At 67.7% G+C, this 22,475-nt stretch carries 16 protein-coding genes; 12 read left to right on the forward strand and 4 right to left on the reverse strand.

The annotated features are described in order from the left end of the window. On the forward strand, positions 1-210 hold a 210-nt coding region (locus MJ777_RS00270; protein WP_239372294.1), incomplete at its 5' end, for a hypothetical protein. After that, a complete protein-coding gene (locus MJ777_RS00275) occupies positions 170-1,591 on the forward strand; it encodes a hypothetical protein (RefSeq protein ID WP_239372296.1) in 1,422 nt (473 codons plus the stop codon). The genes MJ777_RS00270 and MJ777_RS00275, both read left to right, overlap by 41 nt. Before the next feature lie 52 nt (positions 1,592-1,643). Here the strand turns inward: MJ777_RS00275 and MJ777_RS00280 are convergent, their stop codons facing one another. Next, positions 1,644-2,297: a PIG-L deacetylase family protein gene (locus MJ777_RS00280; protein WP_239372298.1), complete on the reverse strand. Its 654-nt coding sequence runs from the start codon at positions 2,295-2,297 to the stop codon at positions 1,644-1,646. A 171-nt stretch (positions 2,298-2,468) separates the two neighbouring features. Then, the gene (locus MJ777_RS00285; RefSeq protein ID WP_370652608.1) at positions 2,469-3,800 is read right to left on the reverse strand and encodes a glycosyltransferase family 2 protein; all 1,332 of its coding nucleotides are present in this window, start codon (positions 3,798-3,800) and stop codon (positions 2,469-2,471) included. 131 nt (positions 3,801-3,931) lie between these two features. Here MJ777_RS00285 and MJ777_RS00290 point away from each other — a divergent pair, with 131 nt between their 5' ends. After that, the gene (locus MJ777_RS00290; protein ID WP_239372302.1) at positions 3,932-5,179 is read left to right on the forward strand and encodes a glycosyltransferase; all 1,248 of its coding nucleotides are present in this window, start codon (positions 3,932-3,934) and stop codon (positions 5,177-5,179) included. Between the two features lie 9 nt (positions 5,180-5,188). Here the strand turns inward: MJ777_RS00290 and MJ777_RS00295 are convergent, their stop codons facing one another. After that, the gene (locus MJ777_RS00295; RefSeq protein ID WP_239372311.1) at positions 5,189-6,217 is read right to left on the reverse strand and encodes a glycosyltransferase; all 1,029 of its coding nucleotides are present in this window, start codon (positions 6,215-6,217) and stop codon (positions 5,189-5,191) included. Between the two features lie 122 nt (positions 6,218-6,339). Here MJ777_RS00295 and MJ777_RS00300 point away from each other — a divergent pair, with 122 nt between their 5' ends. The 7 genes from MJ777_RS00300 (at position 6,340) to MJ777_RS00330 (ending at position 15,470) form a co-directional block, all read left to right on the forward strand. After that, complete coding sequence (locus MJ777_RS00300) at positions 6,340-7,365, forward strand: NAD(P)-dependent oxidoreductase (protein ID WP_239310399.1); 1,026 nt, start codon at positions 6,340-6,342, stop codon at positions 7,363-7,365. After that, on the forward strand, positions 7,365-7,913 hold the full coding sequence (locus tag MJ777_RS00305) for a dTDP-4-dehydrorhamnose 3,5-epimerase family protein (protein ID WP_239372313.1): 549 nt from the start codon (positions 7,365-7,367) through the stop codon (positions 7,911-7,913). The genes MJ777_RS00300 and MJ777_RS00305 overlap by 1 nt, the downstream gene beginning before the upstream one ends. Positions 7,914-8,254: 341 nt before the next feature. After that, positions 8,255-9,538, forward strand: coding sequence for a class I SAM-dependent methyltransferase (locus tag MJ777_RS00310; protein WP_239345666.1), 1,284 nt, complete (start codon positions 8,255-8,257; stop codon positions 9,536-9,538). A 114-nt stretch (positions 9,539-9,652) separates the two neighbouring features. Further along, complete coding sequence (locus MJ777_RS00315) at positions 9,653-11,284, forward strand: hypothetical protein (protein ID WP_239372315.1); 1,632 nt, start codon at positions 9,653-9,655, stop codon at positions 11,282-11,284. 154 nt (positions 11,285-11,438) lie between these two features. Next, entirely contained in the window at positions 11,439-12,359 is a 921-nt protein-coding gene (locus tag MJ777_RS00320; protein ID WP_239372317.1) for a hypothetical protein, read from the forward strand. Between the two features lie 76 nt (positions 12,360-12,435). Further along, positions 12,436-14,070 (forward strand): lipopolysaccharide biosynthesis protein, encoded by a 1,635-nt coding sequence (locus tag MJ777_RS00325; RefSeq protein WP_239310404.1) that lies wholly within the window; start codon positions 12,436-12,438, stop codon positions 14,068-14,070. 92 nt (positions 14,071-14,162) lie between these two features. Next, the gene (locus tag MJ777_RS00330) at positions 14,163-15,470 is read left to right on the forward strand and encodes a hypothetical protein (RefSeq protein WP_239372319.1); all 1,308 of its coding nucleotides are present in this window, start codon (positions 14,163-14,165) and stop codon (positions 15,468-15,470) included. On the opposite strand, the gene MJ777_RS00335 is transcribed toward MJ777_RS00330, so the two are convergent. Continuing rightward, positions 15,467-16,789 carry a DUF4910 domain-containing protein gene (locus tag MJ777_RS00335; RefSeq protein ID WP_239372429.1) on the reverse strand — a complete coding sequence of 441 codons (1,323 nt, stop codon included), beginning with the start codon at positions 16,787-16,789 and terminating at the stop codon, positions 15,467-15,469. The two genes, MJ777_RS00330 and MJ777_RS00335, sit on opposite strands and share 4 nt — an antisense overlap. Positions 16,790-17,320: 531 nt before the next feature. Between MJ777_RS00335 and MJ777_RS00340 the strand changes: the two genes are divergently transcribed. Then, on the forward strand, positions 17,321-18,538 hold the full coding sequence (locus MJ777_RS00340) for a glycoside hydrolase family 26 protein (RefSeq protein WP_239372320.1): 1,218 nt from the start codon (positions 17,321-17,323) through the stop codon (positions 18,536-18,538). Between the two features lie 253 nt (positions 18,539-18,791). Continuing rightward, entirely contained in the window at positions 18,792-22,424 is a 3,633-nt protein-coding gene (gene mfd / locus MJ777_RS00345; RefSeq protein WP_239345678.1) for a transcription-repair coupling factor, read from the forward strand. Positions 22,425-22,475 lie beyond the last annotated feature (51 nt).

Raw genomic sequence — 22,475 nt, forward strand, 5'->3', positions numbered from 1 at the left:
GGCTCCGGCAACAGGACTGTCCGGCTCGCGGCGTCCGGGCGGCGCCTCGCGTTGTCGTCGGTCGACGCCCAGCACCAGGGATGCACGGGGAGCGATGACACGAGCCGCGTGCCCCAGCCCCGCGACGCCGCGTCCCCTCTTGCCGGTCGCTTTCACCTGGAGGCCAACGATGGCACCACACAGCCCCGGCGCTACCGCTGTCGCCGCTGACCGGGCCGGCGTCACGCACCGGCGACCGCGTGGGCTCGCCGCCCGCGCCGAGCTGTCGGACCGCCTCCGATCCCTGTTCCCGCTGGACTCCGGATCGCCGATCCGTCCTGGCAAGGTGCTGCTCGCGCTGGTGGCGCTGGCCGTCGGCACCCTGATCTCGCTCGTCCGCCAAGGCGGGATCGGCGCGCTCGACACCATGTGGGCCGAGGACGGGCACATCTTTCTGGAACAGTCCGTGCGTATGTCCGTGCTGGACGCGTTCACCACCACATATGCCGGATATCTGCATGTTGTGCCGAGGACGATCGCGGCGCTCACGGCTTTGTTGCCGGTGCGGGACGCGGCGGCGAGTTTCGCGGTCCTCTCGGCGCTGCTGCTTGCCGCCACCGCTGTCTTCGTTTATGTCGCAAGCGGTGCCACGCTGCGGCACCGTCCGGTGCGGCTGGTGTTGGCCGCTTCCTTCGTTGTCCTGCCGATCGGCCAGGGCGAGGTCCTCAACAATGTTGCCGCGAACCTTCACTTCCCGTTGATGGCAGCGAGCTTGTGGGCATTGTTGTGGAATCCGCGCAGGCGGGTTTTTGGCGCGGTCGCCGCACTTGTGCTGGCTCTTGCCGTGCTCTCCGACCCGACCATGATTCTGCTCGCTCCGGTTGCCGTGCTACGGGGAGTGCTGTTGCGCGGGGTCCGCGGCTGGGGCCCTGGTTGCGTGCTGCTGGCCGGAGCCGTCATCCAGATGATTCCCCGGGTGACTGGTCACACGGACCGCGCGTTCGCGCCGCTGGCGCTCAGCCCGTTGAAGATCCCGGTTTACTTTGCGCACAATGTGCTGGCTGGTGGGCTGTTCGGGGACAGGTTGCCAGGCCGTTCGGTGACATCCCCCCGGGCAGCGCTGTTCATGCTGCTGGCGCTCATGGTGCTTGGCCTGCTGGTCGCCCTCGCCTGGAAGCGCCGGCGGGCGCCATCCAGCTGGCTGGCTTTGATCATGGTGGGGCAGAGCGTGCTGTTTTATGCCGGGCCGGTGCTGCTCGCCGGTGCGGCAACCCCGCGCTACGCACTCGCACCGGCGCTGATGCTTCTGTCGGCGGCCGCTGTCGTTGTGGACGCGGCTGCCGACGATGGTGGCGACCTGCTTGCCGGCACATCCCGGCAGGCTGGACTGCGCCAGTACTCCTTCGTGCTGCTGCTGTTGCTCGCTATGGCAAGCGGGTTCCGGATGGACAACGCGCGTGGTGCCGGCCCCCGCTTCAGCCAGGAGCTGAGTACCGGCCGAGCGCGTTGTGCGGTCGCCCTGCCCGGCTCTGACTCTGCCTCGGTCACGGTCCGTGTCAGCCCGCCAGGATGGTCGGCGAGCCTGCCCTGCCAGGCCGTGCTGACCCGTTGACTGTCGAAGGGCTGGCGAGCTGGCACGGGGCCATGATCCAAGCATTATGCGGTCACCATCGTGCGACGACCTTTCGGGCCTCGAAACCCTCAGCGTAGCGAGTGCCGCACTCGACTCCGCGTAGCCGCAGTACCGAGCGGAAGGTCTCCTCGTCGAACCAGGGCTTCGCCTTCTGGCTGGGGAAGTGCTCGGTGATGTGGGCGAGCTTCGCCGCGACGGTTTTTGCCGACAACGGTACGTACAGCGTGGGGCGCATCGTGTTGCCATCCCACTTCGGGATCTCGTAGCCGAGAATCAACGCTCCGCGAAACGCCTGCCAGGCAAGATCGCCGATAGTTCGATGGTCCTGATGCGCATCGGTCAATGACGGCGCGAACACCACATCCGGCTGGACCTGCCGCGCGATCTGGAGCAGCACATCCTTGACGCCGCCCCATTCCCGGGGGAGGAAGCCGTCCCGGACATCATGCAGATGCAGGGAGCCGAGCGAGCCGTCCCCCAGGTTCCGGGCGCTCGTCTCGGCTTCGGCGCCGCGTTCGCCTGATCCGGTGAAGACGACCCAGTGCACGGACGCTGTGGGGTACCGGGCGAGGAGCTGGATGATGGTGCCGCCTGCGCCGATCTCCACGTCGTCCGCGTGCGCCCCGAGGGCGAGTATCCGGTAGCCGTGCCCATCGGCGGGCGGCGCGGCCGTCATTTCCAACATCGGCGATTACCCTCGCGTCGTGCGAAGGCGACCATGCATGCGCCAACCGTAGCCAGCCAGTCCGCCGAAGCGTTCAACCTCCACCAGCGCGCACCTTTCATCGCCCAGCATCCGGGTCGCCGTCGGCCGTGTCTACGATCATGATTGTGCGGTGCGCGGCCGGTTGGCACATCAGCTTCCCCTCCTGGGAGTACCCGGCCACGACAGCCGAACACCCAGGGCGGAGCGGGAAAATCTGTCATAATACCGCCGAACGGGCGCGCGGCGACAGCTATCGATCATGTCGCGTGATCTCGGACCGTGCTGTTCGCGGACCGTGCGCGGTGCGGCGGCCGCGCCCTGCTCGACGGCGACAGCCGGGTGCGACGGGAACGAGCCCGCACGGTCGGGTTTCGGCCAGGCCACGGGCCGTTCTCCCCGGAGAAAACGCCGGATCCCGCCGAGTGCCACGGCTTGCAGGAAGAACACCTGGGCCGCGAGGCGTACCGGCGCGGGTGGGTCGCCACCATGGATCATCGTCGCCAGGCTGCCCGCTCCCGCGATGTTGCCGGCCAGGAACAGGCGCGCGGCCCAGCTGCGCCGGGCCGCGGGAACGCTGACCCCGATTAGCATGACGTGGGCTATCGGCCCGAACGAGGACCGCACCAGCCGGTGTCCCCACAGCTGTGGAGTGACGGGCAGAGCACCTGGCAGCAGTGCCTCCCTGCGGCGCCAGAGCATGTCGAGGTTGCCGGCCACCACCCGGGTCCGCCGTTCCCATTCCTCGCTGTACGTGGGGCTGGCGGTCTCGACCGAGTAGGCGGACGGCTCGTAGACGACCCGCAGTCCCGCCTCGGTGATGTCCAGAGCGAGCCAGGCGTCGTCCACCGCGACGTCCGGGGGCAGTGCCCGAAAGGCGTTCCGGCGGAACGCGAGCATCTCGCCGACGACTCCGATGGTCTGGCCGATGGCCGACTCGCACTGTTTCAGCCAGGACTCGAACCGCCAGTAGAAGCCCTGGACACCAGCGGGGTCGTCGACCCGCTTCTCGCCGGCGACCGCACCGACTGCCGGGTTACGGAAATGGCGCGCCGCTGCCCGCAGGGAACCGGGGGCCAGGTGCGCGTTCGCGTCCGAGAGCACCACGATGTCGTGGTTCGCGGTGGCGACCCCCCGGTTGACAGCCTCACATTTGCCCAGCCGCATCCCGGCCGACAGCACCGTGACGCCGGGGCGTCGAGCCGCTTGCGCGGTGGCCGGGTCATCCGCGACAACAATGATCTCAAGCGGGCCTGGGTATCCGGTGGCGGATAGCTCGTCGATTTTATCTTTGATCACTGTCGCCTCGCGGTACGCCGAGATGACCACGGACATTGACGGCCAGGCGTCAGGATCTTCCGGCTCCTCAGCCGGGTGGCCACGGCTTTTCAGTGCGACGTATAGCGGATACAGGGCGTGGCCGTACACGGCTATCGCTCCTAGCGAGAATATCATTGCTTTGCGTCCAACGTTGCGTGCTCCCATCACGGAGGACACCGTAGTCTGTGTTCGTGGAATAACAATTTGAAGTCAGGATGTCATTGCCCGTTGCGCTAGGGCGCAGGCCCGGCATCCGGGGGAGCGCATGCGGGAGAGCGGCTGATGGCTGATGGCTGATGGCTGACGCGGAGCGTTGGATTGTCGCGGTCGAAGAGCCGTTCCTGCCCGCTGACGCCGGTGGCCGGGTGGAGACGCTGACCTTTCTAGCCGCCGCGGCGGCGGCCGGAATCGGGCTGCGGGTGCTTGTCCCGACGCCCACCGCGCTCGACCTGGCCGCCTATCAGGCCGCGGTGCCCGGTGCCGTGGTCATCGAGCTACCGCGTGACCTGAGCGTGTCAGCGCATCTGGGGCTGGCGCCGTACGCCTATGCCTCACGCCCGATCGGTGCCCTGCGGCGTGTACTCGCTGTCACGCCGCCCTGCGCCGAAGCTGTGATCAGCTACAGCTGCCGGGTTGCGCATGTGGGCGAACAGATTGCCCAGGCCTGGCGCATTCCGCACCTTGTCCGCGCCCACAATATCGACTCCCAGTACTTCCGGGAACTGGCGGGCGCGGCCTCGTGGATGCGTTCGGTGGCCTATGGCATCGAATACCGCAAGCTGCGCAGAGCTGAACGCGTTCTGCACCGCTCGCCGACTGTCACCTGTATCGCGGACATTTCCGCGGAGGACCATGCCTGGCGCAGAGCGCGTTGTGGTACGCGCGCAATGCACCTGCCCCCGTTCCTGCCTGCCCAGGTGGGCACGGCGTCCGCCGAGGCTGGAATGATCAAGAGAGACCCCGGCCGGTTGTTGTTCGTCGGCTCCCTGGACACCCCGACCAACACCGAGGCGCTGCGCTGGTTTCTCGCCCACTGCTGGCCGGCCGTGCGTGCCCGCCATCCGTATGCCTCGCTCCAGGTCGTCGGGCGCCGGGGAGAAGCCGGTCTGGTGGCCTGGTTGCGGGGTCATGAGCAGGTCAGTGTCCACACCGATGTCACGAGCGTGTGGGGATACGTCACCAGCGCGGCAGTGTCGCTGAACCCGATGCGTTCGGGCTCCGGGGTCAACATCAAGGTGGTCGAGGCGATGGGAGCTGGTACCGCGGTGGTAAGCACGGGGGTCGGCAGCCGTGGCCTCGGCTGGATACCCGGGCGTGACCTGCTCGTGGCGGACGACGCGCGCGGGTTCACCGACGCGGTCTGCCGGCTCTTGGACGCGCCCGGACTGGCTGTGCGGATTGGTGCCGCTGGGCGCGCGTTCGTCTCCTGTGAGCTCGACCGGGACGTGCTGCTGGAGCGGGTGCGGTCCGCGCTGGACCCGGCGCGTGGGGGCCATGAGCCTGGGGGTCATGAGTCCGGGGGCTATGAAGTCCGGGGGCTGTGAAGTCCGGAGCTATGGTGCGGGCGGGCCGGCCAGGAGCCCCTTGAGGTATGAGCGATGTTCAGCCGCGGCGGCAGTGTCGCGCAGCGCCCAGGACAACACCGCGCGGCCCGTATATCCGGCCACGAGCATCGCGCGCATCTGTCGTACCCGCGCCGGGGGGTTGTACAACGCCAGGTAGTTCACCATGGACGCGCCGCGCATCCGCAGCATCCAGGTCCTCGGCGCGCCTGAGCTGCCCGAGCCGTGCGGCACCAGCAGGTCCGTCCGCAGCCGTTGCCGCAGGCCGGCGTCACGAATCCGGCGCCCCAACGCCATATCCTCGTTATAAACGAAGAAATTTTCGTCAAATCCACCTAGCGAAAGAAATGTTTCGCGGCGGACGGCCATGCAGGCTCCGGTGAGCCACTCGACGTCTATCGGTTGGCCGACCTTCGGGCGAGCGAACAAACCGGCGGTCGGGACGATTTTATGCGCTCCAAGCACATGTATGAGGACCCGGCGCCGGGTCGGTTCCCAGCCCCCGTTGCCCAGCTCCGGCCGGTTGTCCGGGCCGATCGTCGTAGCGGCGCTGGTGGCGAGACCCGGATCGGTACGGACATCCGCCACGAGCCAGGTGATGACCTCGATCGTCGGCCGGCTGTCCGGGTTCCCGAAGAGCACGTAGTCGTAGCGCGACGTCCGTACTCCGATGTTGGCGGCTTTGGCGAATCCCTTGCCGCCACCGGAGTCCACGTAACGACCATGTGGCATGTCGGCGATGAGTTCGTCGACGCGGTCCGCGCCGGCGGCGTTGTCGACGATCACGATCGGGATGTCCGCGGGGAGCCCGGCCAGCATCCGTTCGAGCTGATCTCGGCTGTGATAGCTGACGACCACGAGCTCGAACGGCCATGTCTGTTGACTACTGGAGTGGGTTGTCGTTACTGACCGTAGTTCGCGCACGTTGTGAGTGTGCCAGGTTGCCGTGCGCGGCTGGCGGGCTCTCGCGTCCGTGGGCGGTGTGATGATCCGATTGAAGTGGGTATCCCACAAGGGCATCCCGACCCGGTGCCGGGCCGCGCACGCTGGCCGGGCAGCCGGGTGGGATGGGTGCGGTCTGCTGTCAACGGGTGGCTGATAGCAGCCGTCGCGTTCCAGATCCGGCAGAGGAGGACATGTGGATGAAGGTGCTCATCACCGGTTCTGAGGGCTACCTGGGCGCACTGGCCGCGCCCGAGCTGATGCGTGCCGGCCACGAGGTCCTCGGTCTGGATACGGGTTACTACAAGTCCGGCTGGCTCTGCCGGGGCGCCGATCGCAGCCCGCAGACCCTGGACCGGGATCTGCGCCGTGTCACGATCGACGACCTGGCCGGCATGGACGCGATCGTGCACATGGCTGAGCTGTCCAACGACCCGCTGGGTGAGCTCTCGCCGGAGGTCACCCAGCGGGTGAACCATGGGGGTTCCGTCCGGCTCGCGGCGCTCGCGAAACAGGCTGGCGCGTCCCGGTTCGTCTACATGTCGTCGTGCAGTGTTTACGGCATCGCGGTGGGCCGCGGCGTCACCGAGAGCGCCGCGCTCAACCCGCAGACCCCGTACGCGCGGTGCAAGGCTCTGGTCGAGCGTGACGTCGCGGCCCTGGCGGGCGAGGATTTCTCACCCACGTTCCTGCGTAACGCCACCGCGTACGGCGCGTCCCCGCGGATGCGTTTCGACATCGTGCTCAACAATCTTTGTGGACGTGCCTGGACAGCCGGTGAGATCGCGATGACAAGCGATGGGACGCCATGGCGTCCCCTGGTGCATGGCCTGGACATCACGAAGGCCATCCGCTGCGTGCTTGCCGCGCCCCGTGAGGTTGTTCACAACGAGGTGTTCAACGTCGGCAGCGGTGCGCAGAACTACCAGATAAAGGAGATTGCTGACCTGGTCGCGAGCGTCTTCACCGATTGCCGCCTGAGCTTTGGGGACAGCGCTGGGGACAATCGCAGCTACCGGGTCGACTGTGACAAGATACATTCTGTTCTGCCGGGTTTTTCGTGCGACTGGGACGCGCGGCTGGGGGTCCGGCAGCTTTACGATGTCTTCGCGCGCGTCCAGCTTGCCGGCGAGACCTTCACCGGCCGCGACCACAACCGGCTCAGGCAGCTCCAGTACCTGCTTGACACCGGCCAGGTCGATGCCGATCTTTTCTGGACGTATTAATGATCATTATGCCGGCCGCGCTGGCCGGGGTGTTCGTGGTGGATGTCGAGCCCGTGGCGGACGCCCGCGGCTTTTTCGCCCGGACCTTCTGCGCGCGCGAGTTTGCCGCGGCGGGCCTCGCGCCCGAGACGGCGCAGTGCGGCGTCGCCTTCAACCGCGTCGCCGCGACGATCCGTGGGATGCACTGGGCTGCCGAGCCAGTGCGGGAGACCAAGCTCGTGCGCTGTACGCGCGGGGCCGTGCTCGATGTTGTCGTGGACGTCCGTCCCAGGTCGGGGACCTATCTTCAACACGTCGCGGTCGAGCTGACCGCGGACAACCGCCGAGCGCTCTTCGTCCCGGCCGGGCTGGCGCACGGGTACCAGACGCTTGTCGACGCCACCGAGGTGACATACCAGATGAACGTGCCGTTCGAACCCGGCCATGAGCGCGGTGCCTGCTACGACGATCCCCGCCTTGGGATCAGTTGGCCACTGGCCGCCACAGCCGTGTCCGCCAAGGACCGTGCCTGGCCGCCGCTCGAGGCATCACCGGCTGCCACCGGCTGACCAGTGGCTCGCGTCCACACGGCCGCCGGCCTGGCCGCCTCTCCCGGGTAAGCCTCTACCATGGGGCACTGGCCAGGTTCCGCCACGGCCCGCGGGTGCGTGGAAAGAACGTGATTGCGTGCTTTTCGCCTGCTGGGGAGGCGATGAGCACGCGGCACACCGGGCGGTGGAAGTAGCCACCCAGGGCAGGCGGTGTGCCGCGCGCGTGGAAGTCGGCACAGCCATCGCAGGTGCCTCATCTCGATCTGGTTGGGTCATCGATCAGTTCGGGCAGCGGGCCAGCGGCGGCATAACCATGATTTATGCGTCCCGCCGGGGCCGCAGGATTCACGAGGGAGCGCATGTCAATCGAGCACGCCGGCCAGTCAGGGACCCGCGGGCAGGCCGCGGCCGTACCGGTCGCGGCCTGCCGCTCGTGCGGTGGGCCGCCGCCGCGCCCGTTCCTGATGCTTGGACACACCCCCATCGCCAACAGGCTGTTGCGGCCGGATGACCTGGCCGGGCCTGAGCCGGTCTTCCCGCTGGAGATCGGTTTCTGTAGTTCCTGCACGCTGGTCCAGCTCACCTACGCCCTGCCGGCTGAAGAGATCTTCAATGCGGACTATCCGTATTACTCGTCATTCAGCGACACGCTCTGCCGGCACGCTGAAAAACACGTCATCGATCTGATAGCAAGTCGCAATCTCGGTCCCGACAGCCTTGTCGTGGAGATCGCAAGTAATGACGGTTACCTGCTGCGGGCGTTCATCGAGCGGGGGATCCCGGTGCTCGGTATCGAACCGTCACCCGGGCCCGCGGACGCGGCCCGTAAGGCTGGTGTGCCGACCCGCACGGAGTTCTTCGGCGCCGACCTCGCCCAGGCACTGGTTGCCGACGGGCTGCGCGCGGATGTCATCATCGCGAACAACGTGCTTGCGCACGTACCCGATCTGAACAGCTTCGTGGCGGGCATGTCAATTCTGCTCGCGGACGATGGAATCATCACCGTGGAGAACCCGGGTGTGGGGGCGTTACTGACAAACACCGAGTTCGACACGGTTTACCATGAACATTTCTGCTATTTTTCCACCATCGCGGTGGAGGCCCTCATGCGTCGGCACGGTCTCAGTATTGTCGGGGTGACGGAGTTTCCCGAGCTCCACGGCGGCACGCTGCGCTGGCGGATGCGGCGGGCCGCGGCCGATTGTGACGTGCCGCAGGTCCGCGAGCGCCTCGACAGGGAGCGCGCGGCCGGCCTGGACACCTTCGAGCGCTATGCCGGCTTCGGTGCTGACGTGCGTGAACTGCAGGCGGAGCTGCTTGCGCTCCTGCGGGAACTGGCCGGGCACGGCCGGACGGTGGCCGGCTACGGTGCCGCGGCAAAAGGCGCCACCCTGCTGAACTCGAGCGGTATCACCACCGACCTTGTCCAGTACGTGGTTGACCGCAACGTCCACAAGCAGGGCAAGTACATCCCGGGCGCGCGGATGCCGATCCTTTCTCCGGCGGTCCTGGCCCAGCGCCGCCCCGACTACTTGCTGTTGCTGGCCTGGAATGTCCGGGATGAGATCATGGAGCAGCAGACCGCGTATGCCCGCCGCGGCGGCAAGTTCATCGTGCCGGTTCCTCGGCCGGTCGTTTGCTGACGTTCGTACGCGGCCTGCCGCGTCCGGTGAAGCTGGCGGTCGACGAATATTTGATTATGGAATTTTCCGTGCGCTCGACGGCCCTGGGAGAACCGGGAAGCGTGGTGGCGGCCGATGGATGATCCTGTTGGCCGCCGGCCCGCGGCAGGGCGCGGACCGGCGGAGGAGGGGCACATCGAGACGGTTGGGCGGATCGACTACAAGCCACGCCGGTACGGTCATCCACGTGAACATCCACCGAATGACTCTGACGGTACCCGGGCCATTCGGTATGTTCCCGCCCGCCCGCGCCTTGAGGGGCTGGTCGATCTTTCGCGGCCACGGGCCGAGGACGGGCGGGAGCCCATGGTCCGCCGCGGCCGGCGCCAACGGGGCACCGGTCATGCCGGCGGCCGCTCGAAGGCCCTGTGGACGCTGGGCGACCAGGTCCTTTCCAGCGCTACCAACGCGCTCATCGCCTTCACGGTCGCCCGGCAGGTCTCGGCGAGCCAGTTCGGTGCGTTCTCGATCGCCTTCGCGCTGTTCGCGCTGATCATCGGCTTTTCCCGGGCGGCCAGTACGGCACCCATGGGTATGAAGTACGCCGATGCCTCCCCTGGGATCTTTCGGGCGGCGACCGCCGCGGCGACCGGTACGGCGCTGGTTCTCGGGATAATCGCTGGCGGGTGCCTGGTTGCCGTCGGCACGGTACTGGGCGCGACGGTCGGTCTGACGGTGGTCGCGATGGGCCTGGTCATGCCAGGCCTGCTCCTGCAGGACGCCTGGCGTTACGTCTTCATCGCCCAGGGAAAACCCGTGAAGGCCGCGGTGAACGACGCGGTGTGGACTGTGATCCAACTGGGCGGCGTGTTCGTTCTCTGTCAGCACGGCGTCCACTCGTCCGCGACATTCGTGCTTGTGTGGGGCGCGGCCGCCGCGGTGGCCGCGGTGGGAGGCGCGGTCCAGGCCGGCTGCCGGCCCGCGCCGCGCAGGTCCCGTGAATGGATCACATGTCACCGGGAGGCCGCGGGTTACCTGAGCGCCGAGTACATCACCGTGCAGGGCGCCCAACAGGGGTCGACGCTGCTGATCGGTGTATTCGGCACCGAGCTCGCGGTCGGTGCGCTGCGGGGGGTGCAGACCCTTCTCGGCCCGACCACGATTCTTGCCGTCGGAATCATCAGCTTCGCGGTTCCGGAGTTCTCCCGCCGACGGGAGATGCCCGCGCGGGCACGTATGCGCTCGGCAACCATGCTTTCCTGCCTGGTTGTCGGCGCCGGCGTGCTGTGGGGTGTGTTGTTCCTGTTTGTTCCCGATCGCGTTGGTATTGCGCTGCTCGGTGACACCTGGGCACAGACCCGCGGAATACTCGGTTTGACGATTATTCAGCAGGCGGGCGCGGCCGCCACAGTCGGCCCGGCGTGTATGCTTTACGCACTTGGCCAGCCAAAGATCACTTTCCGCGTTCACTGTGTGCTCGCGCCGGCTTTGTTCGTGTTCCCGGTGGCCGGTCTGGCGTGTTGGGATCTGCGGGGGGCTGTTGTCGGGTACATCGCCGCGTTCTGGCTGACCGTGCCGTTGTGGTTCGTGCTGCTGCGCCGCGCAGCCTACCAGGCTGAGGCGTCATCCCGCGGCAGGGCCGGATCTCCCAGCGGGGCGGTGGCTCCAGCCACGGCACAGCACCCGGGCAGAGCGGATGATTTGCTGGGTGATTCATCGGCTGGCCGGCATCGTCGGGGCGGGCGGCGGATGCGGCAGATATCGTGAGTTCTCGGCGGAGCACGTTCTGTTCTGATCATGTCGTTGTGGCAGCGATGACCGTGGAACGCCCGGCAGCAGGGGCGTGGATCAAGGAACAGGGCTGGGGCGCGTGCATCGCGAGGCGGAAGATCTGGAGGAAACGCGTCGAGATGGTTTCGCGGTGAGACTGCACATCGTTTACCGATCCGTCGGCAGCGAGAATCGCAAGGATCGGCCGGGTTTTTACAACAAGTCACTGGCCCTGGCCTCGCTGTTGCGCGCGGTGGATAATGTTGATATTGAGACCGAACTTGTCTTTGTCAACGACGGGCCCATCCCCGCCGGCCGTCTGGAGATGATGGCCGGGGCCGGCGAGGTTCTCGGCGTTCGTTGCGGCAGCAACCGAGCGTCGTATCGATGGGCGCTGCGACTGCCCCGGCTGCGCGGCTGGTCGCCGGCTGATCTCGTCTGGTTTTCCGAGGACGACTACCTGTATACGGCCACCAGCCTGCGCGGTCTCATCCAAGCCGCGAATGAGCTGGCCGTCGCCGATTATTTCACCCTGTATGGTTCGACGCGTTTCGCTCCGGCGGCCACCCGGCGCTCACCACTGATCGATGCGCGGGCCCGTTCCCAGGGGGATCCTGAAGCCGTACTCTTGGGCACAGCGCGTTGGTACCGGGCGGCGAGTTGCACCAGCACCTTCGGTGCGCGGATCGGGGCGCTGCTTGCCGACGAGCGGCTGTTGCGTAGCTGCCCGTTCGTCGGTGAGGCCTGGGACCACGCCACCTGTCTGGCCTACCAGGGATACCGACCGTTCGGCCTGCGGGAGCTTGCCGGTGGCAGGCCGGATCCCGGGCATATGGGCGGGCCGCGGGCCGCGGTTCGTCGAGGCGCGCTGGTCTGTGTGCGCAGCGTCGCCAACGCTGTTGCCTTGGCCCGGCCACAGCGCGCGCGGCGGACCCTGGTGGCACCGGATCCAGATCTTGTCACGCATATGGAGCAGCGGTTTCTTGCGCCGGGCACCGACTGGGCCGCCGCGGCCGCCGCGGTCACGCAGTGGTCGCGCAGCCGTGATCAGGAGGGGCTGTGGGTCCGTTAGAGCGACCGGCAACAAGAGTGTGGATCAAGACGATCGTCGATCTGCCGATCTCACCTGACTCGAGGGGAGCGCGCGGGTGACCCCGGTTGTCCAGCCGTCCGCTGAGCTGCCCCGGGGCACTGCGGGGGCGTCACTGTTGCGGATCCTGGGGCGTCGCTGGCTGGCGATTGTCATAGCGGTGGTCATCGGCGCGGCGCTGGCGCTCATCCTCGCCAAGCGACAGGCCCCGGTCTTCCAGGCGACGGGCCGGGTGTTCCTGAACACCTCGAACGCGGCGCTCGGCGCGGGTTCGGTCGACGCGAGCAGAGCCGTCCAGACACAGGCCCAGTTCGCCGGCTCCACCGCGGCCCTGGACCTGATCGCTGAGCAGCTCAAGGTGCCGCGGCTCTACGTGGCCAGACGGTTGAAGGTAACGCCGTCGGGGGAGGGCTACTTCTTCACGATCGTCGGCAGGGACAGCACCGCGGAGCGGGCGACACAGCTCGTCCAGTCTACTGAGACCGCTTACCAACAGCTACTTTCCCAGTACGGAAACGACAGTAGTGGTACCGTCCAGCGACTGACAAGCCTGCGCGATGAGATCTACAAAAATCTTCAGAAGCTACAGGCCCAGCAGGCCGCCCTGCCTCGTAACGCTGACGATCAGGTTCTTGCCAGCCAGATCAGCAATCTCAACTCACAGCTCGCGGACCTCAACCGGCGGATTCCCGAGGCGCAGGTCAACGCCGCGTTGACCGCCGGTTCGGTGACCCTGGCGGAGCCTGCGCGCGCTGATGGCCAGGTCGCACCGCACCTGTTCCGTAACACGCTGGTCGGCGCGCTGGTCGGGCTGTTCCTGGCGGCAGCGATGGTCTGGTGCGCCTACCTGCGCAGGCCAACGGCGCTCGACGGGCGTGGTGCGGCAGCCGTGCTGGATGCTCCTCTGATCGCCGCGGTTTCCGGGAAGCGGGGCGGTGGGCTGCCGACCGACACCCTTGTCTCCGCCATGTCAGCGGTGTTGTCGCCCGCTGTCACAGTGGTGGCCCTCGCTCCGGTGACGCGGGGCGATCTGAGCGCGGACCTGGTGGCGGCCGTTTCCGCAAGCTGGTCAGACGACCAGGGCGTTGTGTTGATCATTGATGCCTCCGCGGAATCGGAGGTTCGTGCGCCGCTGGAGCGGTTGCCTCGGGCGGTCTCCGGCGAGCTGCCCCGCTGGGCGCACGAGCCGACCTGCCTGGCCCGCTCATCCGGTACCGGACGGGGGCATCTGCTGTACAACCGGGTCGCGCCGGCACGAGCCGCCCGTCCCGGTGGCCTCGCGCCCATCCTGGCGGACCGTGCTCCCGCGGTCGATCTCGTCATTCTGCTGGCCCCGGCGCTCGACGAGCTTCCGATGACGGCGGTGCCCGCCACGCAGGCGGATGCCATCATTGTTTTCGCCAGCGGCGACTCCCCGCTCAAGGAGCTGTCGCGGATCCCGCGGCACTGGCCGGCGTTGGCCGAGCGGATTGTGGGCGTGGTCTTCGACGGGCGATCCGCTGTCCGGCGGTCCGCGCATGACGTGGCGCCCGTGAGCGCCACTGACGACCTTGTCGGTCCGGTCATGGGCGCAAGCGGCCGTGCCGCTGCCGCACCGGGCACCTCATCGAGGCCGTCGAGGGATGCTGGGCGTCGCAGGAGTGGCAACAAGGAGGTTACGGACCGCTACCTTCGTCCCATGGGCAAGCGCTGAACGCCGGGGCGGTCACTGGAGGCGCTCGTGGCTGACGCCCGGACCGGCCATGAGCTCGGGGCTGTCCCACGGACCAACCTGGATGGCCGCCTATGGCAACAAGCCTGACAATCCGCATCCCACGGAGCTGGGCGATCCCCGATCCGGATGCCGCGGTTACCGACCCGGCCGCGGCGCGCCGGCCGCTACGGCTGCTGACCATGTTGCTGTTCGGGGAGGTCTTCCTCCAGCGGCTGGCGGTCCCGGTCGGTTCCGCCCAGGTGCCGCTGATGCTGCCCGGGGTCCTCGGCGGCGCCGCGGTGTTGCTCGCGCGGGGTGACCTGGTGGCCGACATGGGCCGTACCCAGGCATATCTGGTCGCTATGGCGGCATGCGTCAGTTCGGCGCTGGTCGTTTTCACCCGGGGCCTCGATGGCAACTCGCTCACATCGCTGCTCTTGCTGGTGGTGACCTATGCGCCGTTCTGTTGTCGCCTGCGTGCTGACACGTCGGTGGCGCTCTTCCCTCGGCTGCTCGACCGTTTCGCGGTCATGACGGCAGTGCTCGCCGGCTTCGCGGTGGCGCAGTTCGGCCTGCAGCTGCTGGGCTGGCACTACAGCGACATCATCGGCGGGATCGTGCCACCCGAGCTGATTATGCGGAACTTCAACACATCGTATCCGGTGGCATACGGCTCCAGCCTGTACAAGGCGAATGCGTTCGTCTGTCTGGAGCCGTCCTTCTGCTCGCAGTTCCTCGCCATCGGTCTGGTCGTCTCGATATTGCGGGGTGTGCGCCGGTGGCGTTTGCCGCTCCTCGTGGTGGCGATACTGACCACGGTCTCGGGGACTGGCGTGATCCTGCTCGCCGCCGCGCTGGTGCTGCTCGCGGTCCATAAAGGACCTCGGTTCGCGGCAACGGCGGTGGCTGGTCTCGCGCTGGTGGTGACCGCCGTGAGTTTCACCCCGGCGGCGGACGTATTCGCCGAACGCGCCACCGAGACAGCCACGAGCAGTTCCAGCGGCAGCCTGCGTTTCGTCCAGCCCTACACCCGGACCTACGACCGGCTGGGCGGTGATCCGCTGACCGTGCTCTTCGGCTCCGGGCCGGGCTGGTCTGACCGGGATGCCGACGAGTTCATGCACAGCACCGGCTTGCCGTTGAACTACGCCATGCTGCCCAAACTTGTCCTCGAGTACGGTCTCGTCGGTGGGGCGGCTTTCCTGGTCCTGATCGTGTGGGCGTTCGTGTGCGGATCCCCGTCGTTCGTCCTCTCCGGCGCGCTGCTGGTCTTCTACATGGTGTTGTCGAGCAGCCTGCTCAGCCCGGTTGTGGTTTACCTGGGGCTGCTTCTGCTGACCTGGTACGCACGTGATATCTGGTATGTGCCCCAGCGGGGCCTTGGCGGCTCTTCGGTTTAGGCCAACAGGCCCACCGCCGCGAGGGCGTCTGCCGCGTCCGCGACTGTGTTGAACGGCAGATCCGCGCGGTCGGCTATGTCGATCATGCTGTGGCTGCCGTCAGCGAGGTTGAGGACCCACAGCAGACCCATTTCGACAGCCTCGCGGTCCAGGGTGGCGCCGATCGAGCGATACAGACCGCGCCGTCCCAGCTGTGGTTCCCCGAACGGGGATGTGCTGGTCCAGGTCCGGTCCCGTTCACAGATCTCGATCGTGCGCAGGATGATTGCAAAGGAGTCGTTGAGACCTGTGGCTGTCACGAAGCCCAGATTGTCGGCGGACGTGTGATACTCCGCGTACGTGCCATGTGGGCTGCGGCCGAATCGACCCACCGGCAGATTGAAACCAGGGGAGCAGAACTGGCGCTCGTCATAGCCGTAGGGCGAGAAATCGATCACGTTGTACGGCCGGCCTGTTTCCTTCAGCGCCCGCGTCACGGCCCGGTCGATGCCGGCGTCACCGCGCCGGCTGCGTTTGTATGTCGGCTGCCCACGGTCGCCGAGCCCGGTCAGCACGAGGCCGTGCTCGATACCGTCGACGCTCTCACGGTTGTGGGCAAGCCAGGTGATTGCCCCGATTGTTCCGGGAATGAACAGGAACCGGTAGCTCAGCCGCCGGGGCCGGTCCGCGAGCGCCGCGGCAAGCAGTGTGGCCGTGGCGATGCCGGAGGCGTTGTCGTTGGCCATGCCGGGGTGGCAGACATGAGTGGTGACAAGAAATTCCCGCGGGCTGCTGCCGGGCAGCGCAATCTCGGCGAAGGTCAGCGAGCCGTCGGTGAGCGTCGTGTCGATATGTACCTCGTACTCACCGTCCGGCAGCTCGCGGCGCTGCCGGTCGCTCAGGCAGAACCCCCAGGCCTCGTGGTAATAGGAGGTGCGGTAGGGCACCCAGTCGGGGTGGTCGGGCAGGGAGTGCAGGTGCGGTAGCAGGTCAGGCAGAGACAGCCGGGTGTGCGTGGGTATGCTGTAGTTAAGCAGGTGCAGCGGGTTGTCCGCGGCGTCGAGGACGCGCTGGCCGTCCGGGCCGGCCAGCCAGGCCTGCGAGACGTTCCACTCCTTCGGTACCGTCCAGTCGAGTACCGGTGTCCCGGTGGGCACCTCGCGCACGGCGAAGGGAACCGCCGGTTCGAGGGCTCCGCGGACCGTTGCCAGCGTCTTGCGGACGCCGTCGCCGGTGATGCTGCGCATCATGGGAGTGAGTTCGGCGACCAGATCGTACAGGCGTGTCCCGACAGCCCGTGCCCCGCCATCATGGCTCGCCTCGCCAGGGGAGCGCGGCATGCGGCCAGGGCGTGTTTCGAACGTCTCGCGCAAGCTGGCTCCCATGCCACCGCACAGAATGACGACTGGTAGATCCGGTATGGGAAGATTTATTGCTTGTTGTCTTTTTTCGGCGGGCCTGGTGCCCGCCATCATGATTTTCTTCGTCTCCCATGGCTAACTCCCATGGCTAATCAGCTGACCCGGCCAGGATGGAACGTGACAGGTTGTTCCCCCGCGGAGTGGGCCGCATTCCTGGCGGCGCTCGCTGGGGCGGGCCGGGCGGGTGCTCGGATGTCTGTGCGGCCGGTTCCCATGATCATTGTGGGTATCGGTAGGGGCGGGTTCGGTTGGACTGCCCGCCGCCGGTCGGATCTCCTTCGTTACAGTTCGTCGGGGTATCCGAGATCGCGGCTGGTTTACGTCAGCCGTGCCGATCTTTGGTGCTCCGCGGCCGTGCCATCGAAGATCCTTGCATGGTTGGGGGTGTGCGGTCGTGATTTTTTCATACGCCCGAGGGCCCGGTGGCCCGGCGGTATGGGGGGTGGCTGAGTGCGGCGCCTTGGCCGACAGCGTGTCGGGGCGGCGGGGCCAGCGCGATCGGGACCGCGCCGTGCTCGCTGGGGCCGCCGGCTGCTGCCCGGCACGGGCATCGTCATCGCCGTGCTTCTCGCGTTGATCGCCTGGCGGCTGACTCCGGTTGGAGCGAACCAGACCGGAGCAGGCCCGCCAGCCCCACCGCTGGTGCCCGGCGGCGGTATGGACGGCATTCCCACGGTAGTGGCCACGGCAATGGCCACAGCGGATGCGTCCGTGGGCGCCGCTGCCGTCGGTGGCGAGACGGCCGCGGCGGGGATACCGCGGGTCGCGCCGGCATCTCATGCGGGGCGCTTCCCAAGCGGCGTGGCCGCCGGGACGCTTGCCGAGGCGGACGCCTGGGCGGGCTTTCGCGGGCGACCCAACGATGTGGTGGTCACCTACACCGATCGGTCAGGCTGGCGGACAATCGTCCGGCCGTGGATCGGGAACGACCGCGCCCACTTCGCGGGCTTTTCCGGCACGTGGGTCATCAGCCAGCCGCTGTTCCCGGAGTCCGGACCGGACCGGGGCAACCTGGCGGACTGTGCCGCGGGCGGGTACGACGGCTACTGGCGCGATTTCGGGCGCTGGCTCGTGGCCGAGGGCCGCGGCAGTTCGTTCGTCCGGCTGGGATGGGAGTTCAACGGCACGCGGTTCGCGTGGTCCGCGTCCAACCCGGCGTTATGGATCAGGTGCTACCGCAACGCCGCAGCCGCGATCCGCCGGGCCGACCCGCGGGTTCGTCTCGACTGGAACTTCGGCGCGCACGGATCGGTCGGGACGGTCGACGCGTTCGAGCTGTATCCCGGGGACGCCTACGTCGACGTCATCGGCATTGATATCTACGATCAGTATCCGCCGAGCGTGGATTCGGCAACTTTTGACGCTCAGTGCGATGGTCTGGACGGGTTATGCCGGGCGATCCGTTTCGCCCGGCTGCACAACAAGCTGTTTTCAGTGCCGGAGTGGGGTGTGGTGGCGAAGGAGGGAACGAAGGCCGGGGCGCTTGGTCAGGCCGGTGGCGACAACACCCTGTTTGTGGCGAAAATGCACAAGCTGTTCGTCAGTAATGCCGACATGCTCGCCTATGAGGCTTACTCCAACGAGGACCGGGCCGGCGATGTCCGGTCGGCATTGATCAACCCGACGATGAGCCCGCTGGCTGCCCGCGAGTACCAGCGCCTGTGGTGACGCGGTACCCACGGGAGGCAACCTCCGGCCCCGGGAGGGGCTTGCGGGGGCCTGGCGCGGCCGCCGCCTGCGGGCAGGGACCGGGCCGCACGGCGGGCCGGGGCGCCCGACGCGTAAGGTTGGGCATAACACCTCGCGTGCCGGCGTCGCGGGGTGTTTGTGGGAGATCTCCGGTACGCCGTCGGCGACCGGGTTCGCGACGTCGTGTCCGTCCGTAGATTGCGCCGTTCTTCGAGAGGCTCGGGACGCACCTATGACCCTCGCCCCGCTGTTGGACGTCCTGACCAGCAGTCCGGGTGCTGATCCGGCCCTGGCCCGAGCGCTTGCCTCGGTCGGTGACCTCCGGCTTGACCTGTCGGCTCCGGCCGCCCTGCGGCCGTTCGCCGCCGCCGCGCTCGCCACCCGGGGCGGCCGGACGGTGCTGGCGCTGACCGCGACCGACCGGGAAGCGGAGGATCTTGCCGCCGCGCTGTCGAGCATGATCGACCCGGCCACGGTCGCGGTCTTCCCCAGCTGGGAGACCCTGCCGCACGAACGGTTGTCCCCGCGGGCCGATACGGTCGGGCTCCGGCTTGCCGTGCTGCGCCGCTTGGCGCACCCGTACAGCACCGGCCTGCCGCCGCTGTCGGTCGTGGTCGCGCCGGTCCGTGCCGTTTTGCAGCCGCAGGTCGCCGGGCTCGGCGACCTGGAACCGGTGTCGCTGCGGGTCGGTGACAGCGCTGACCCGAGCGGCGTGGTGGAAAAGCTGGTCGGGATCGCCTACCACCGGGTCGATCTGGTGGAGCGGCGTGGCGAAATCGCGGTCCGTGGCGGCATCCTCGACATTTTCCCGCCCACAGAGGAACATCCGCTACGGGTTGAGTTCTTCGGCGACGAGGTCGAGGACATCCGGGCGTTCTCCGTGGCGGATCAGCGGGCACTGACCGACACTGCGGACACCGCCGAGGGCGGCCGCCGTCAGCTGTTCGCGCCGCCATGTCGGGAGCTGCTGCTCACGCCGGAGGTCCGGGCCCGCGCCCGGGAACTGGCGGGCACGCACCCCGAGCTCGTCGACATCCTTGACAAGATCGCGGACGGTACTCCGGTGGATGGCATGGAGGCGCTCGCGCCGGTGCTGTCCGACCGGATGGTGCTGATGCTCGACGAACTGCCCGCTGGAACGCACGTGCTGGTGTGCGACCCGGAACGGATCCGCACCCGCGCCGCCGAGCTGGTGCGGACGAGCCAGGAGTTCCTGGATGCGTCCTGGAGCACGGCGGCGCTCGGCGGCAGCGCCCCGATCGACCTCAGCGCGGCTGCCTACCGCTCGATCGCGCAGGTCCGTCAGCGTGCCGCCGAGATCGGGCTGCCGTGGTGGTCGGTCAGCCCGTTCAACGCCGGCGCCTCGGCCGTGGCTTCGGCCACGGCCGCAACCGGTGGCGATCGGTTCGCGGCTGGCGACCGGTCAGAAGGCGTTGCCAGCGAGGAGGATCTCGACGAGAACTCGGTGGTCTCCAGCCTGCGCCCGGCGACCGCTTACCACGGTGACACCGCGCGCGCGCTCGCGGATATCAAGGGCTGGCTGGCGGACTCCTGGCGCGTCCTGCTTATCACGGAGGGGCACGGGCCGGCCCAGCGGCTGGTCGAGCTGTTGCGGGACGCTGATCTCGGCGCCCGCCTCAGCGAGGAGGCCAGGCTGTCCCGCGGTGTCGCCACGGTCACCTGCGGCCAGCTGGGGACCGGCTTCACCAGCGACCTGCTTGGCCTCGCCGTCCTGACCGAGGCGGATCTCGCCGGCCAGCGGGGCGTGACCACCAAGGACATGCGCCGGATGCCGCACCGCCGCCGCAAGGGCATCGACCCGCTGGCACTGCGTTCCGGTGACCTGGTCGTCCACGACGCCCACGGGGTCGGCCGCTACGTCGAGATGGTCACCCGGACCGTTGCCGGCGCGACCCGGGAGTACCTCGTCCTAGAGTACGCCAAGGGCGACCGCCTCTACGTCCCGACCGACCAGCTCGAACAGGTCACCCGTTATGTCGGTGGCGAGGGCCCGAGCCTTGACCGCATCGGCGGCGCGGACTGGGCCAAGCGCAAGGGACGCGCCCGCAAGGCCGTCAAGGAGATCGCTGGCGAGCTGATCCGGCTGTACAGCGCACGGATGGCCGCGCCGGGATACGCCTACGGACCGGACACCCCGTGGCAGCGGGAGCTGGAGGATGCCTTCCCCTTCCGGGAGACTCCCGACCAGCTTTCGGCCATCGAGGAGGTGAAGGCCGACATGTGTAAACCCGTCCCCATGGACCGGGTCATCTGCGGCGATGTCGGCTACGGTAAGACGGAGATCGCGGTGCGGGCCGCGTTCAAGGCGGTACAGGACGGCAAACAGGTTGCCGTTCTCGTCCCCACCACGCTGCTCGTCCAACAGCATTTCCAGACGTTTTCCGAGCGGTATGCGGCATTTCCGGTGACCGTCCGTGCGATGTCGCGGTTCAATTCCGCGGCCGAGCAGAAGGCCGTGCTGGAAGGACTCGCCAAGGGCGGTGTCGACGTGGTGATCGGGACTCACCGGCTGCTGTCCTCCGCGTCTCACTTCAAAGATCTAGGCCTGGTGATAATCGACGAGGAACAACGGTTCGGCGTCGAGCACAAGGAATACCTGAAGAAAATGCGGACCGCGGTGGACGTGCTCACCATGAGCGCCACCCCGATCCCTCGGACGCTGGAGATGTCGATCACCGGGATCCGGGAGCTGTCGACGATTGACACCCCGCCGGAGGAGCGGCACCCGGTACTCACCTTTGTCGGCCCGAGTGACAGCCGGCAGGTCACCGCCGCGATCCGGCGTGAGCTGCTGCGGGAGGGCCAGGTCTTCTTCATCCACAACCGGGTGGAGTCGATTGACAGGGCCGCGGCGAGGCTGCGCGAGCTTGTCCCGGAGGCGCGTATCGCCACGGCCCACGGCCAGATGGGCGAGGACGCCCTCGAGCAGGTCATGGTCGCGTTCTGGGAAAAGCAGTTCGACGTCCTCGTCTGTACCACGATCGTCGAATCCGGGCTTGACATCTCCAATGCCAACACCCTCATCGTGGAACGTGCCGACGTGTTCGGCCTCTCCCAGCTGCACCAGTTGCGGGGACGTGTCGGCCGCGGCCGGGAACGCGCTTATGCGTATTTTCTCTACCCGCCGGACAAACCACTTACCGAAACCGCGCACGACCGGCTTGTCACCATCGCCCAGCACACCGACCTCGGCGCTGGCATGGCCGTCGCCATGAAGGATCTGGAAATACGCGGAGCGGGTAACCTGCTCGGCGGCGAACAATCCGGGCATATCGCCTCGGTCGGGTTCGACCTCTATGTGCGGATGGTCGGCGAGGCTGTCGCGGATTTCAAGGGGACGGCGGTCGAGGAGCTGCCCGACGTCAAGGTGGAGCTCCCGGTGAACGCGAGTCTCCCGCACGACTATGTTCCCAGCGAACGGCTGCGCCTGGACGCCTACCGACGGCTGGCCGGTGCCGCGGGTGATGACGACATCGCCGAGGTGCGCGCCGAACTGCTCGACCGGTTCGGCGCGCTGCCAGAGCCCGCGGAGAATCTGCTTGCGGTGGCGTCGCTGCGCGTGCTTGCCCGTCGTTACGGCGTTACCGAGATCACCGTGCAGGGCCGCCAGGTGCGGTTCGCTCCGCTGGAGCTGCGCGAAAGCCAGGCCATGCGTGTGCAGCGCCTGTACAAGGGGTCCGTGGTCAAGCAGGCGGTGCGCACCATTCTGGTGCCGGCACCGGCGGAATCCCCGCGGATCGGTGCCCGGCCGTTGCGCGACCGCGCCGTCCTCGTCTGGGCCGCGGGTGTGCTGGATGCGGTCGTCGGTGATTCCGTCGCGGCGGCCGCCGCCGCGCCCCGCTGATTTTTCTCGCGTTGCCGGGCAGGACTTTTCCCGGGGGCGGCGTGTGCGCGG

Source organism: Protofrankia sp. Cj5 (genome assembly GCF_917627405.1).
Lineage (GTDB): Bacteria > Actinomycetota > Actinomycetes > Frankiales > Frankiaceae > Protofrankia.

Bases quoted from the DNA above. Each gene is read 5' to 3' on its own strand.
- MJ777_RS00335 (WP_239372429.1), bottom strand. From the start codon at position 16,789: ATGCCGCGCTCCCCTGGCGAGGCGAGCCATGATGGCGGGGCACGGGCT.
- mfd (WP_239345678.1), top strand. From the start codon at position 18,792: ATGACCCTCGCCCCGCTGTTGGACGTCCTGACCAGCAGTCCGGGTGCT.
- MJ777_RS00275 (WP_239372296.1), top strand. From the start codon at position 170: ATGGCACCACACAGCCCCGGCGCTACCGCTGTCGCCGCTGACCGGGCC.
- MJ777_RS00310 (WP_239345666.1), top strand. From the start codon at position 8,255: ATGTCAATCGAGCACGCCGGCCAGTCAGGGACCCGCGGGCAGGCCGCG.
- MJ777_RS00305 (WP_239372313.1), top strand. From the start codon at position 7,365: ATGATCATTATGCCGGCCGCGCTGGCCGGGGTGTTCGTGGTGGATGTC.
- MJ777_RS00295 (WP_239372311.1), bottom strand. From the start codon at position 6,217: ATGCCCTTGTGGGATACCCACTTCAATCGGATCATCACACCGCCCACG.
- MJ777_RS00300 (WP_239310399.1), top strand. From the start codon at position 6,340: ATGAAGGTGCTCATCACCGGTTCTGAGGGCTACCTGGGCGCACTGGCC.
- MJ777_RS00315 (WP_239372315.1), top strand. From the start codon at position 9,653: ATGGATGATCCTGTTGGCCGCCGGCCCGCGGCAGGGCGCGGACCGGCG.
- MJ777_RS00280 (WP_239372298.1), bottom strand. From the start codon at position 2,297: ATGTTGGAAATGACGGCCGCGCCGCCCGCCGATGGGCACGGCTACCGG.
- MJ777_RS00330 (WP_239372319.1), top strand. From the start codon at position 14,163: ATGGCAACAAGCCTGACAATCCGCATCCCACGGAGCTGGGCGATCCCC.
- MJ777_RS00285 (WP_370652608.1), bottom strand. From the start codon at position 3,800: ATGGGAGCACGCAACGTTGGACGCAAAGCAATGATATTCTCGCTAGGA.
- MJ777_RS00290 (WP_239372302.1), top strand. From the start codon at position 3,932: ATGGCTGACGCGGAGCGTTGGATTGTCGCGGTCGAAGAGCCGTTCCTG.